Consider the following 14,166-nt stretch of genomic DNA (forward strand, 5'->3'; position numbering starts at 1 on the left):
TGCGAACCGCTGATCAGTCCTCGTCGTCCTCGTCGTCCAGCCGGGCCAGCCAGGTGGCGAGGCGCTCGACCGGCACCTCGAAGTCGGGATTGAGATCGACGAACGTACGCAGCTGCTCGGCGAGCCACTCGAAGGTGACCTCTTCCTCGCCTCGCCGCTTCTCCAGCTCCTCGATACCGCGGTCGGTGAAGTACATGGAGCAAGTTTAGAGGGTCCGGCAATCGGGGGGCGGCGTCGCGGGGCTGGTCACGCACACCTGCGGCGTTGTCGTCAATCACCAGGTTCCCCGAGCTCTCGGCTGCGCTCGAGCAGGGGAGGCCCCATTCGCCATGGCTCAATCCTCCGCCCTGCAGCTGCACGACCCAGCCCACTCCTTCACCCGCCCCCCCCAATTGCCGGACCCTCTTGGATGGTCCGGCAATTGGGGGCGTACGCGCCGAGAACCGGGCAGCCGACTCCCCGCGTGATGGTCCATGTGCCTCGCATCGGCCGGCTACGGCCGTTAACCTGCGGGTAGTTGGGAAACGGGGGGCGTCATGGACGACAGCGGGGCCCGGATCACACGCATCGAGATGCCGGACGGCACACCGGTCTGGGCACGGATCTCCGGAGCCGAGGAGCTGGACCGTCCGGAGTCCGGTGGTCTGACGTTCACGGACACCGGTTTCGGGGACCTCACCGACCAGGTGCAGGCCCGGGTCGAGAGTCTGCACTCGGTGGTGACCAGTGTCGCGCGCTCGCTCGCCGTGCCGCTGCGTGCGGTGCGGCCGGACGAGGTCAGCGTCGAGTTCGGGATCGAGCTCACCGCGAAGTCCGGCAAGATCGTCGGACTGCTGGCTGACGGCGAGGCGAAGGGCGCGATCAAGGTCACGCTCACCTGGAACGGCGGTGGGCCGCCGGTCGATCCGCCCCCGCCGGCGCCCGCACCCGTACCCGCTCAGGCACCTGCGCCTCCGGGTGCCGTGCCTCCGCTGCCTGTGCCGCCGGTTCCGTTCGCGCCACCGGCGCCACCGGCGCCCGCACCCCCGTCTCCGCCCGCCGGGGCAGCCCCCGGCGCACCGGCACACCCGGACGGCGCGGACGGCGCCGGCGGTGGCGGGGCATGACCCCGGGCGGCGACGGGGGCGCAGGGGGCGGCCAGGAGGAGTCGGACGCTGCTCTCATCGGCCTCGTGGAGGACGCCACCGTACGCATCCATCGCCCGGCGTCCGGGTATGCCCCTGACGAACCGGGCGGGGAGGCCCGGGGAGGGGGGTCGGGGGAGTTCCTGGGGAGCGGGTTCTTCATCGCTCCGAGCTGGATCCTGACGTGCGCGCATGTGGCGGTGCGGGGGGAAGGGGGTGTGGTGAACGTGGTGTTCAGAGGTGACCGGTACAGCGGCGAACTCACCGAGGTCCCCGGCAAGGTCGTCGTCGCGATGCCCGGCACCCGGCCGCCGGGGACGGCCGGGTGGCCAGCCCCCGACCTCGCGCTCATCCAGCTCCGCCGGCCCGTCGAGCACGCGTGCGTGTACGTCGCCGAGCGTTCCGGGGCCCTGCGCCACGGCAGCGACATCCGCTGCGTGGGATGGGTCGAATCACCCGGCGGTGGCCTGAAGCTGTTCAACGGCGCCTACCGGGCGAACGGAGCCTACGGCGCCGACGACGACGTGGAACAGGTCGTCCTCCTCGACGAGGGCTGGGTGCAGCCGGGCATGTCCGGCGGCCCCGTGATCGACTTCGCCCGGGGCGAGGTCGTCGGAGTCGTCAAGTCACGGCTGGACAGGCAGCAGGGCGGTATGGCCGTCGGGATCGAGCGGCTGCGCACCCTGGAGGTGCCGTCCACGCCCATCGAGACCGAGACCGACGACATCTACCAGTCCGTGTTCCATGCCCATGACCGCTACCACGCGGACCGGCACAACAGCGCGGTCGGCGCCGAGCGGACGTGGACCGACGTGCAGAGCGAACGGCCGCTGCCCCCCGGTGGCATCCTCGGTCCCAGGCTGCGCGCGGCTCTGCTCGGGCGACTGGCCGAACTCCCGCCGCCGGCCAGTACCCGCAGCCTGCTCGCGCTCCTCGACGGCCTGCCCGACGTCTACTCCCGGAACCACCGTCCGGCCCCGCGCGGCTGGCGTGACGGTCTGGGGGTTCTGTACGAGGCCGGTGTCCGCGCCCGGCGGGCCCGGTTCGAACTGATCGTGCGCTACTGCATGGGCGTCCTCGCGGCGGACCGCCCCTGCGGGCAGCTCTCCGTCACGAACGCCAAGGAGCTGTGGGGGTGGGTGAAGCAGATCGCCGACGTCGAGCTCCCGCGGGGCCTGCGCCGGCAGCTCGACATGGAGTGGGCGGGCATTCGCCTGCGCCTGGAGCAGAATCGCCAGCAGTCCGGCCGCCCACCGGCGAGTGAGCCCGTCCTGTACGGGGAACGCGACAGTGTCGTGCTGAACGTGGACCTCCAGGGCTGGGCCCGGGACCAGTACGACTGGCGGGTCGCCGTCGGCCGGCAGGCCTCGGGGGCGGAGCCCATCGACATGGACAGCCGGGGCGCCCTGCTCGGCACGGTCCCCGACCGGCTCGCCGCCGCGCTCGCCGAGGCCTTCCGGCGGTGCGACGAGCCGGGCAGTCCGGCGATGCTCCAGGTGGTCGTGGCACCCCAGTTGTTCGGACTGCCGGTCGACGAGTGGGTGCTCCCCACGAACGGACTGCCGCTCGGGGCCGTACGCCCGGTGGTCCTGCGCGGTTCCCACCGGGGGCCGGTCGACGAGCAGCCGGGACGCCGGGACGCCTGGGCGGGGGAGGGGGTGGCCATCCGTGCCGAAGTCGTCGACTGCGAGGACGATTTGAGGGTACGTGTACCGGATGTGACGGGGTTGCGAGCCCTGGCGCACGGCACCGTGCCGGTGCTCTGCCGCTACGGCAGCCGGCCGGACTCCGACACCACGGCCGGAGTGGTGCGGCTGCTCGACGCCGGCTTCGAGGCCGCCCTGCTGCAGCGGCGGCCCGCGGAGGCGGACTCACTCTGCAGGGAATTCCATCGCCGCGTGGCCGAGGCCGTGGCGGACGCCCGTACCCCGGACCGGCTGCCTTGGAAGATCCATGAGTTGAGAAGGGGAGTGGGGGCAGGGCGTACGGAAATGTTCTGGTCCGACGGAATCGCCCTGTACTACGCAGATGCGAACCAAGCCGTGCCGGATCCCGACGAGTTCCTGGAGGCACCGTGACGCGAAGCTTTCCACATCGCCCGGGAGGCCGAACAGGCCATCCCCTTACGGCGGTTACTCCGGCTCGCTACGGTAAGGCACGTTCGACGGCGGCCGCCCGCAGGCGAGTGACAACGAGGAACACGCTATGAGTGAACCCAGCGAGTGGCTCATCTACCGAGGAATCGGCGAACCGCACGACGAGGTTGCGCAACTGCCGCCCCCGCCGCCCTGGCGCGATTTCGCCGGTGCGTCCGCAGGGGCGGAGGGGAGCGAGTCGGCCGACCGCCGGCTCGGCATTCCCGGGCGGATCGCCGAGGAGCACCGGCCGGGCGCCGAGGAGCTCGAAATGATCAACGCCGCGCTGTATCTGCGGCGCCCGTTGCTGGTCACCGGGGACCCGGGGGCGGGGAAGAGCACCCTGGCCCACTCCGTCGCCCGGGAGCTGGAGTTCGGCAAGGTGCTGCGCTGGCCCGTGGTCAGCCGCACCACCCTGCTCGACGGGCTCTACCACTACGACGCGATCGCGCGGCTGCAGGACGTACAGATCGCCTCGCACGCGTCGGCCGACGACGGCTCCGGTGCCGACTCCGCGCAGAGCGTGGGGAGTTACATCAGGCTCGGACCGCTGGGCACCGCGCTGCTCCCCTCGGACCGGCCGCGGGTGCTTCTCATCGACGAACTCGACAAGAGCGACATCGACCTGCCGAACGATCTGCTGAATGTGCTGGAGGAGGGCGAGTTCGCCATCCCCGAGCTGGAGCGGATCGCCGACCGGCTGCCCGACGGCGAGGCGGACGTACTGGACCACGACGGCAACAAGGTGCGGATCAAGGGCGGCCGTGTGCAGTGCCGGGCGTTCCCGTTCGTGGTGCTCACGAGCAACGGTGAGCGGGACTTCCCCGCCCCGCTGATGCGCCGCTGCATTCACCTGGAGCTGGGGCGGCCCGACCACAAGCGGCTGGCGGCGTTCGTCAAGGCACATCTGGGCGAGGAGGCGGCGCGATCCAGCGAGGATCTCATCACGCTCTTCCTGGAGCGCTCGCGCAGCGAACTCCTGGCGACGGACCAGTTGTTGAACGCGATCTACCTCACCCAGGCTGCGGCTCCGACCGGCCGCGACCGGCTCGCCGACCTGCTCATCCAGCGACTCGACCGGCCGAGGTGACGCGCTGATGCATGGGGCGGACGGGACGCCAGGGGCCCCAGGGGGCCCGGGGCCGGGTGGGGCGCCGGACCCGCTGCCCCGTGCGGATGTGAGCGACGGAACGCCCGGTGTGGATACGGGCGACGGAACGCCCCGTGCGGAGGCGGGTGGCGGAGCGCCCGGCCCGGAGCAGCTCGCGACGCTGGTCGCCCGACTGCGTGGAGCCGGGCTCGACCCCGACGTGGAGCAGCTGTGCGACGCGCTCTGGCTGGCCCGGTGGACGCGCAGTGCCGACGGGCCCGCGGCGGCCCGGAGCGAGAGCGGGGGTGGTGGCGCGCCCGCGCCCGCGCCGCAGGCCGAGGAGCCGGTGGCTCCTGCCCGTACCGGCGCGGAGACCACGCCGGGGCGGGACGGCCCGGACGGCGGCGAGGACGCCGCGCCCGAGGCGGCGCGCAGGACGGGCGGGGACGGAAAGATCTCCCTGTACCCCCTCCCCGGTCAGACGCGCACGCCCCGGGACGGTGACTCCGGCCCCGGCCGGCGACCCGCCGCGGACGACCCCGGCGCCGCGCTCACCTTCGGCGTGCCGGCTGCCCCCGTGCTCCCGGCCCCACTCGAACTCGCCCGCGCGTTACGCCCGTTGCAGCGCTACCACCCGGCCTCCGCGCCGCTGCGGCGCGCCCTGGACGAGACGGCGACCGCTGAACTCAGTGCCCGGGCCGGCGGCGTGATCATGCCGGTGTTCCGTGGCATCCGCAGGGGTGACGCCATCCTCCAGTGCGTCATGGATGCCTCCTCCTCCATGCTGGTGTGGGACCGGATGTTCCGCGAACTCCAGCGCATATTCGCCCAGTTGGGTGCCTTCCGGGATGTCCAGGTGCGCTATCTGCATCAGGGTCCGGACGGCGGATGCGCGGTCAGTCGCAGCTCCGACCCGGCGGCGGGCCCCCTGCACTCCGCGGACCGGCTCAGCGATCCGACGGGGCGCCGGGTCACCGTCGTGATCAGTGACTGCGCCGGACCGCTCTGGCACAGCGGGCGCGCCCACCGGCTGCTGCACCAGCTGGCCTGCCAGTCCCCGGTCGCCGTCCTGCAGCCGCTGCCGCAGCGCATGTGGAACCGGACCAGGCTGCCCGTCACCTTCGGCTCCCTCTCGCGGGGCGACGGGCCGGCCGGAGCGGCGCTGCTCAGGGTCGCCGAGGACGCCGGGACCGGCCCCGCCGTGCACCCCGGAGCCCTCGCGGTCCCGGTCCTCCCGCCCACGGCGGACGCGCTCGGCGCCTGGGCCAGACTGCTCTCCGGAACCGGCGCGGCCCGGATCGCCGGAGCGGTGGGGTGGGTGCGGGCCGACCAGCCGGCGGCCGCCGCCCAGCGGTCCGGCGGATCGCTCTCCTCGCTCCAACTCGTCAGCCGTTTCCGCTCGGTGGCCTCACCGGCCGCCGGACAGCTGGCCGTCCATCTGGCGGCAGCCCCCCTCTACCTTCCGGTGATGCAACTCGTGCAGCGCACGATGCTGCCCCACTCGGGGCCCTCCGAGCTGGCCGAGGTGCTGCTCAGCGGGCTGCTCACCCGCGCCGACGGCGGTGGGGGCCGCGGGCAGTGGTACGCGTTCGAGCCCGGCGTCCAGGACGCGCTGCTCGGACCGCTCGGCCGCGACGAGGCCCTGCTCGTACTCAAGCACTGCTCGCAGTACATCGAGCAGCGGTTCGGCAAGGGCGGACCCAACTTCCCCGCCCTCGCCTTCGCCCAGCTCGGGGACGGAGCGCTGCGCGGTTCGCGGTTCGCCGCCGGCACCCGTACCCGGCCCGGCGACGGGACGGAGGACACCTGGGAGAGCCAGGAGAGCGAGGAGAACGGGGACGGGGACGAGCGGGACGGGATCGAGGGAGTGGGGCACGAGCCGGGCGACGGCCGGGGCGTCCCCCACGCCTTCGCCGAGGTCGCGGCCCGCGTGCTGGAGCGCTTCATGCCCGTGCCCCCCGGATTCGTGCCCCCGGAGCCCTCCGAGGGGGCGGATCTCCCGGGATCCGGCACCAGTCCCGCCGTGGGTCGGGCCCGCCGGCTCGTGCGGCAGTTCGAGGCCGACAAGATGGTGCAGCGCCTGATCGACGCCGTACAACTGCTGCGAGGTGCCGCCGAGAACAGCCCGCAGTCCGCCGTCGGCCCCGAACTCTGGGCCGAGTACGCGCGGTGTGCGCTGAGGCTCTGGGAGGTGCGGGGCGGCGACGATCTGCTCGACGAGGCCAGGCGCGCCGCCGAACGGGCCGTCGCGTACCCCGGCGCCGTACGTGAACGGGCGGTGCTGGCACAGGTCCTGCACGCGGCGGCCGACGACGGGCGGCGGCGCGGGGACCGGCGCGGCGCCCTGGACCTCCTGCGGCGCGCCGAGCGCGAGTACACCCTCGCCTGCGCGGCTCCCGGTATGGAGCCGGCAGAGGCCCTGCGACTCACCCTGGAGCGGGTGCGGGCCCTGGAGGCGCAGTGGCGGCTCGACGGCGACAGCGCCCTGCTGCAGAGCGCCTGCGGGATGCTGGAGGCCTTCGCCGACTCCTGGCCCGACCAGGAGAACCGTCCGGCCGCACTGCCGCTGCAGCACGGCAGGACACTGCTGAAACTGGCCGGTGCCACCGAGGACACGGAGCAGTCCCAGGAGTACGCGCGGCAGTCGGCGCGCTCCCTGCGCACCGCGTTCGCGCAGGGCGGCGGGCACACCACGGGCACCGGGAACCGCATCGTGCTGGACCTGGTGGACGCGCTGCTCGCCTCGGGCGAGGAGCCGGACGAAGCCGCGGTCCTGACCGGCCAGGCGCTGGAGACCGTACGCGAAGGGCGGCAGCGCGCCCAGTTGCAGACCAGGGCCGGACGGATCCGGGCGGCCCGCTACGAGCACACCGGTGACCCGGACGAACTCGTGGCCGCCGCCGAGTGGTTCGCCCGCGCCGCCCGCGGCACCCCGCGCGACTCGCGGGCCCACACCGACCTGCTCGCCGAGTGGGGCACCACGCTGCTGCGCCGCGCCGAACTGCCGGACGGCGGCGCGTATGTCGGCGCGGCCGTGCGGGTGCTGCGCGACTGCCGGTCCGAGACACCCGCGGGCGGTGCGCACCAGTCCGAGCGGCTGCTCATGCTCGGCCGGGCCCTGATGCTGCGGCACCGGGCCGCAGCGGACCGGGTCGATCTACGGGAGGCCGAACACCTCCTCAGGCTGGCGGCACAGGAGGCGACGGCTCCGCTGACCGCGGCCCGCTGCTGGCTGGAGCTGGGCCGCGCCTGTCTGGAGGCCGCCGACGTACTGGACAGGCCGGCCCGGCGCGACGATGCCGCGGAGGCCTTCCGTTCGGCCGCCGAGGCCGCAGCCGAGGCCGAAGCGGAGCTGGAGAATCCACAAAAGCTCCAAGAGGCTGTGGAGTTGGGTGCTACAGCCAACCACTGGCGGGGTATGACCTATGAGAGTGCGGGGCGCCCCCGGGCCGCGCGGGACGCGTACCGGGCGGCCCGTCAGGAGTGGCGCAAACTGCGGGACGGCGGCGGCGCGGCGGGGGAGTCGACCACCGAGCGGCTGGCCGAACTGGAGCGCTGAGTGCTCAACGACGAGCACGGGGCGCTTCCGCGACAGGTGGCGCCCGGCACGATCCGAACGCAAGGCTCGAGGCAGGTCAGGGACACGGGGCCGGCGGGGTGCGCTCAACGGCGAGCGCGGCGCGGCGGTCCCGGTGCTGTACTACGGGGAGGCGTGATGAGCGAGTCGACACGTAAGGACGGGGCGGGGACGTCCGGTGCGTCCGGTGCCACCGGTGAGCTGCCGGATCTCCTGGGCCTCGATCTGGAGTCCCTGCGCACCATGGACCATCCCGTGCTGGCCGAGGTGGTCGCGGATCTGCGCGGCCGCGTCGAACAGCCGCGCGAGATGCTCTGGGGATTCAACAACGCCTTCTGAGGCGGGGAGCCCCGCAGCCGCGCGGTCCGGTGCCGCCCGGAGCGGTACCGGGCCGCCGACGACCACGACATCATCGCCCGGGACGGACCGGCCCCCGCCGTACGACGCGGGGGCCGTCCGGCCCGGGCGGCCGGTTCCGGGCCGCGTCCCGGCAGACGTACAGCACGGGGGTGCCCCAGTGGCCCGACGGACGACGCCGCGGCGCGTGGAGGGGGCGGCGCGCCCGGACCCGGCGTCTTCCTCCCACGCGGTGAGGCCGGTGCCCTTCGGGCAGTTCATCGTCAAGGTGCACGGCCGCTGCAACCTGGCGTGCCGCTACTGCTACCTGTACGAGGGCCCCGACTCGACCTGGCGGACCCGCCCCGCCGCCGCCTCGCCCGCTGTCCTCGACGGCACCGCGGACCGCATCGCCGAACACGCGGCGACCCATCGGCTCCGCCATGTCGCCCTCGTCCTGCACGGGGGCGAACCCCTCCTCGCCGGACCCGAGCGGCTGGCCGCCCTCGCCGACCGGCTGCGGGAGAGGGTGCCCGGCGACTGCACCGTCCACGCCACCGTGCAGACCAACGCCACCCTGCTCACCGACGCCGGCGTCACCACCCTCGCCCGGCACGGCATACGCATCGGCATCAGCCTGGACGGCGGCCTGGCCGCACACAACACCCTGCGCACCGACCATGCGGGCCGCCCCTCCTGGCCCGCCGCCTCCCGCGGCGCCCGGCTGCTCGCCGACCGCCACCCGGAGGCGTACGCGGGCATCCTCACCGTCGTCGACCCGCGCACCGACCCCCTGGAGATGTACGAGTCACTGCTCGCCCTGCGCCCTCCGGCCCTGGACCTGCTTCTGCCGCACGGCAACTGGACCAAGCCGCCGCCCGGTCTGCCGGATCCGGCCGGTGTCCCCACGGGCCCCGGGGCGGGCCGAGCCACCCCGTACGGCGACTGGCTGTGCACCGTCTTCGACCGCTGGTGGCCGGCCTCCCGGCGGGAGACCCGGATCCGGCTCTTCGAGGAGTGCATCGCGCTGCTCCTCGGGCTGCCCGGCGCCACCGAGTCCCTCGGGCTCGACCCCCTCAACGCGGTCGTCGTCGAGACGGACGGATCGATCGAACAGGTCGACTCCCTCAAGTCCGCCTACGACACCGCAGCCGCCACCGGACTCGACATCTTCCGGCACACCTTCGACGACGCCCTGCGCCACCCCGGCGTCGCCGCCCGCCAGGCAGGGGCCGGCGCACTCGCCGCCGTCTGCCGCGCCTGCCCGCTGCTGACCGTCTGCGGCGGCGGCCACTACGCCCACCGCTACCGCGCAGAGAACGGCTTCATCAACCCCTCCGTCTACTGCGCCGACCTCGACCGGCTGGTCCGCCACGTGGCGGACCGGCTCGCCGACGCAACCGCAGGAGACCCCCCATGAACTCCGCCGTCCCCGTCCCCGACCGCGCACTGCGCGAACTCGGCCGCACCGAAGGCACCGCCGCCACCCTCGCCCTGCTCGTACGCGACCAGGACACCCGCCGTCTCGTCCTCCTCCGGGCCCTGCTCGACGCGGCGGCCGCCGCCCCCACGACCGTCTGCCCACCCCCGCTGCTCGACCGGCTGCGCGCGGACTGGGCGCTGCTCGAAGCCGCCGAGCGCACCGACCGGGCCGCGGTGCACGCCGTGCTGTTCCACCCCATGACGGGGCCCTGGGCGCAGCGGCTCCTGACCGGCCTCACCACGGCGGCCCCGGACGGCCCCGGGCTCCTCGCCGACCTGGGCCATCTGACCGCACTCGCGGCAGCGGCCGCGATCCGCGCCGGGATGTCCGTCACCGCCCGGCTCACCGCCCGCGACGGCCTGCTCTCCCTGCCGACGCTGGGGGCGGTGCGAGCCCCGGCCGGAACGGCCGAACTCGCCTTCGCCGACGGGGAGATGACCGTACGGCCGACCGGAGGGCCCCCTCTGACGGTACGGACCCAGCCGGACGGCACCCTGAGCTCGGCCGACCCGCGCTGGCTGCCGGTGCTCATGCTGTCCGCCGTGCTGCCGGGTACCGGCCCCGTACCCCTGGACGACGTCGACCCGTACCGCACCCGCGGTACCGGCCTGGAGCGGCACGGACTGAGCGCGGCCACGCACATCGACGACAGCGAACGCAAGGCCTGGATCGCGTCCTGGGCCGGAGTCGAACCGTTGCTCCGCATCGGCGGCGAGCACCGGCTCACCGAAGCGGCCGTGCTGCTGCGCTGCCTCGTCCCGCTCGGCCCGCCGCCCGGCTCGGGACCCACCGGCGAGGCCGCGGCCCACTGCAGCGGCACCCGGCGCGAGGCCTTCGGCGCGGTTCTCAGCAGCAAGCCCGCCACCCCGGCCTACTTCGCGTCGACGCTCGTCCACGAGCTCCAGCACACCAAGCTCGCCGCGCTCGGCGCACTCGTCCCGCTGCACCACGAGGACGCCACGCCCCGCCACTTCGCCCCCTGGCGCGCCGACCCCCGGCCCTTCGACGGGCTGTTCCAGGGCGCCTACTCGCACCTCGGGCTCGCCGACTACTGGCAGCGCTTCGCACTCGGCGCGCGGCGCGTCACCCATCGCGACCTGGCCTGGGCCGAGCACGCCCGCTGCCGTCAACAGGTCGGGGCCGTACTGCCCGTACTGGCCGGATCTGCCCTGCTGACCGTCGAGGGGCGCGTCCTCGTCAACGAGATGATCACGCTCTACCACCGTCTGGAGGATTCGCCTCCACCCACGGGTCACCTGGCGCGCGCGGACGCCTATGTGAACACCACGCGGGTGATATGGCAGCAGAGGAACGGATCACCCAGGACGTGAGCAGCCAGGTGATTCCGGCCGGAGCGACCACGCCCCGGTGTATCGTGAAAAGGCTCGCAACGATGTCAGGGAGACGGTTGAATGCCCGGTACGCGTAAGCAAGTTGGAGCAATCGGGGCGCAGACCGTCACCCTCAGTTTCGCCGGGTTCAACCGGGCCTGGGCGGCGTGGATCGCGGACCGGCTGGAGCGGCGCGGAGTGACGGTCGTCCAGCAGCGCTGGGACCCTCAGGTGGACGTCCCGCTGGAGGACGCGCTACAGGATCTGACCCTCTCCCGCGGCCGGGTCCTCGTCCTGCTCAGTGACTGGTACTTCCAACTGGGCCCACGCAGCCACGAGGAGTGGAACCGGGCCCTGCGCGAGGTCGTCGCCCCGGACCCGGACCGGTTCGCCGCGGTCTCCATCACGACCTCGGCACTGCCCGGCGCCACCTCGGTGTTCGGCGCGGCCGACCTCACCAACGTCGGAGCGGTCGAGGCGGAGCGCCGCCTGCTCGTACGTCTGGGCCTGCCCACGAGCGCGCTGCCCGAGGGAAGCGAGACCCGTACGGGCCCCCGCTTCCCGTTCGACACCCCCGAGGTGTGGGGAGGGGTTCCGCGCCGCAACACCCGCTTCACCGGCCGTGAGGAACTGCTCAGCAAGGCCTACCAGGCGCTCCAGGACGCCGGCACCGGCGCCGGCGTGGTCACGCTGCACGGCATGTCCGGTGTCGGCAAGACGCAACTGGCCGCCGAGTACGTGTACCGGTTCGGTTCCGAGTACGACGTGGTGTGGTGGGTGCCAGCCGACCGGCGCGCGCTCTACCGGCAGAAGCTCGCCGAACTCGCCCCCGAACTCGGCCTGTCCACCGGCGCCGAGTACGGCGAACGCCTGCGCGCGGTCCGCGACTCACTGCGCCGGGGCGATCCGCACGCGCACTGGCTGCTGATCCTGGACGGCGCGGACGAACCCGACCAGATCTGGGACCTGGTGCCGACCGGGCCCGGGCATGTCCTGATCACCTCCCGCAACCCGGAGTGGAGCGAGCACAACAGCAACCTCGTCGAGGTGCCGGTCTACGGCCGGGAGGAATCGGTCGCCTTCATCCGCCGCCGGGCCCCGCGCCTCACCCACACCGAGGCCGACCGGCTCGCCGGGGCGCTGGAGGATCTCCCGCTGCTGCTCGACCAGACCGCGGGCTGGCTCAACGACTCCGACATGTCGGTCGAGGAGTACATCGACCTCCTCGCCGGCGGCATCGACCAGGACGTCGTCAAGGTCTCCGCGGACTTCCCCCTGGCCTTCCAGACCGCCTGGTCGATACTGCTGAACAAGCTCCGGGACACCGTCCCCGAGTCCGTCGACCTGCTGCGCCTGTGCAGCTTCTTCGCGCCCGGCTCCATCCCCGTACGGCTGCTGAAGGAAATGCCGTCCGGGGAACTGCCCGAACAGCTCTCGGGCCTGATGAACGACCCGCTGCTGTGGAACAAGGCGATCGGCCAGCTGCGCCAGTACTCCGTCGTCCGCCTGGAGTCCCACGACTCCATCATCGACGACGCGACCTCCGGTGAGTCGATCTACCTGCACCGCATGGTCCACCAGATCGTCCGCAAGGACATGCCGGACCAGGACCGCCGCGAGTTCATCGAAGTTGTCCGCCGCGCCCTCGCGGCCGCCGACCCCGGCCGCCCCACGGACACCCGGCTGTGGCCCACGTATGCGGAGATCACCCCGCACCTGAAGTGGGCCGACGTCCTGCGCAGCACGGACCCCGCGGTGCAGAGCCTGGTGCTCAACTGCCTGCGCTACATGTACCTCTCCGGCGAGTACCGGGCCGGCATCAAGCTGGGTGCCCGTGCCATGACCGCGTGGCGCGAGCTGCTCGGCGAGAACCACCCGCGCCTCTGGGACCTCAGCTACCACTACGCCAACCTGCTGCGGGCCGTCGGTGACTACGCCGGAACCGAGGCCATCGAGCGGGCCGCCGTGGACCACCTGCGGGCCGAGCGGGGTGCGCAGGACCTGGAACACCTGCGCGCGGCAGGCGGCCTCGCGGCCGACCTGCGGGGGCTCGGGAAGTACGACGAAGCCCATGAGATGTCCGAGTGGATCCTCGGCGCCTACCGGGAACTGCTGGGGGACCAGGACTCGCGCACGCTCAACGCGCAGAACAACCTGGCTATGTCGCTCCGGCTGCTTGGCCGGTACCAGGAGGCGCTGGAACTCAACCGGCGCACCTTGGAGGCGCGTCGGCAACTGCTCCGCCCGCGCCACAACTGGACGCTCTACTCGGAGACCAACTACGCCACCGACCTGCGCCTGCTCGGCCGGTACAACGAGGCCGAATCGCTTCAGACCCAGAGCGCCCGGGTGCATAGCATCGTGATGGGCCAGGACAACCCCCAGACCCTGCGCGCCGAGCACAACCTCGCGCTCTGCCTGTACCGCTCCGGCGAGCGGAGCAAGGCCGCGGACCTGTTCACCCGAGTACTGGAACGCGGCGAGCGGGTCCTGGGCGAGAACGACCCGCTGACCATGATGTTCGCGGCCAGCCAGAGCTTCTTCGCCCGGGAGCACGCCGACATCGACCAGGCCAGGGCCATAAGCGAGAAGGTGGTGGGTGGCTATGTCGACATGCTCGGCGAGGAGCATCCCTATGTCGCGGGTACCCGTGCCAACCATGCCCTGATCCTGCGCAACGTCGGCGAGCGGGACCAGGCGCACCACCTGTTGGAGGAAGCGCTCATCGACATGGGCCGGTCGGTGGGCGAGAACCACCCCTGGACCCTCGGCTGCGCGGTCAACGCCTCGGCGCTGCGCAACCTGGTGGGTGACCCGGAGGCCGCCGCTGCTCTGACGGAGACGATCAGCACCCGGGCCATCGAGGTCCTCGGCCGCACCCACCCGCTGACCCTCTCCGCCCGTATCGCGCACGCGGCGGACCTGCGGGGCCTCCGTGACCTGCGCCATGCGGACAAGGTCGAATCGGAGGCGCTGGACGATCTGGGGAAGACGCTGGGCGCCCAGCATGTCCACACCATGTCGGCGCGCTCCCGCGTACGGCCCTACTGGGACTTCGAACCCCAGTTCATCTGATCGCTCCGCATGCTT

Annotated in this window: 9 protein-coding genes; 8 read left to right on the forward strand and 1 reads right to left on the reverse strand. The window is 72.9% G+C overall.

Features of this window, described 5'->3' with window-relative positions; translation table 11 throughout:
• Positions 1-13: 13 nt before the first annotated feature.
• On the reverse strand, positions 14-196 hold the full coding sequence (locus tag ACIBJG_RS16065; protein WP_018535226.1) for a DUF6104 family protein: 183 nt from the start codon (positions 194-196) through the stop codon (positions 14-16).
• A gap of 340 nt (positions 197-536) precedes the next feature.
• On the opposite strand from ACIBJG_RS16065, the gene ACIBJG_RS16070 reads away from it, so the two are divergent.
• From ACIBJG_RS16070 to fxsT, 8 genes are all read left to right on the forward strand, one after another.
• Positions 537-1,106 carry a CU044_2847 family protein gene (locus ACIBJG_RS16070; protein ID WP_399308103.1) on the forward strand — a complete coding sequence of 190 codons (570 nt, stop codon included), beginning with the start codon at positions 537-539 and terminating at the stop codon, positions 1,104-1,106.
• On the forward strand, positions 1,103-3,202 hold the full coding sequence (locus ACIBJG_RS16075; RefSeq protein WP_399308104.1) for a trypsin-like peptidase domain-containing protein: 2,100 nt from the start codon (positions 1,103-1,105) through the stop codon (positions 3,200-3,202). The genes ACIBJG_RS16070 and ACIBJG_RS16075 overlap by 4 nt, the downstream gene beginning before the upstream one ends.
• 127 nt (positions 3,203-3,329) lie before the next feature.
• Entirely contained in the window at positions 3,330-4,349 is a 1,020-nt protein-coding gene (locus tag ACIBJG_RS16080; RefSeq protein WP_399308106.1) for an AAA family ATPase, read from the forward strand.
• A 7-nt stretch (positions 4,350-4,356) separates the two neighbouring features.
• Complete coding sequence (locus ACIBJG_RS16085; protein WP_399308107.1) at positions 4,357-7,908, forward strand: SAV_2336 N-terminal domain-related protein; 3,552 nt, start codon at positions 4,357-4,359, stop codon at positions 7,906-7,908.
• A gap of 156 nt (positions 7,909-8,064) precedes the next feature.
• Positions 8,065-8,265 (forward strand): FxSxx-COOH cyclophane-containing RiPP peptide, encoded by a 201-nt coding sequence (gene fxsA, locus ACIBJG_RS16090; RefSeq protein ID WP_399308108.1) that lies wholly within the window; start codon positions 8,065-8,067, stop codon positions 8,263-8,265.
• A gap of 250 nt (positions 8,266-8,515) precedes the next feature.
• Positions 8,516-9,682 carry an FxsB family cyclophane-forming radical SAM/SPASM peptide maturase gene (locus tag ACIBJG_RS16095; protein WP_399308110.1) on the forward strand — a complete coding sequence of 389 codons (1,167 nt, stop codon included), beginning with the start codon at positions 8,516-8,518 and terminating at the stop codon, positions 9,680-9,682.
• Positions 9,679-11,076 carry an aKG-HExxH-type peptide beta-hydroxylase gene (locus ACIBJG_RS16100; protein ID WP_399308111.1) on the forward strand — a complete coding sequence of 466 codons (1,398 nt, stop codon included), beginning with the start codon at positions 9,679-9,681 and terminating at the stop codon, positions 11,074-11,076. Before ACIBJG_RS16095 ends, ACIBJG_RS16100 begins: the two co-directional genes overlap by 4 nt.
• 81 nt (positions 11,077-11,157) lie before the next feature.
• On the forward strand, positions 11,158-14,151 hold the full coding sequence (gene fxsT / locus ACIBJG_RS16105) for an FxSxx-COOH system tetratricopeptide repeat protein (RefSeq protein ID WP_399308113.1): 2,994 nt from the start codon (positions 11,158-11,160) through the stop codon (positions 14,149-14,151).
• The last annotated feature ends 15 nt before the right edge of the window (positions 14,152-14,166 follow it).

It is taken from the genome of Streptomyces sp. NPDC050422, assembly GCF_044458665.1.
Taxonomy (GTDB): domain Bacteria; phylum Actinomycetota; class Actinomycetes; order Streptomycetales; family Streptomycetaceae; genus Streptomyces.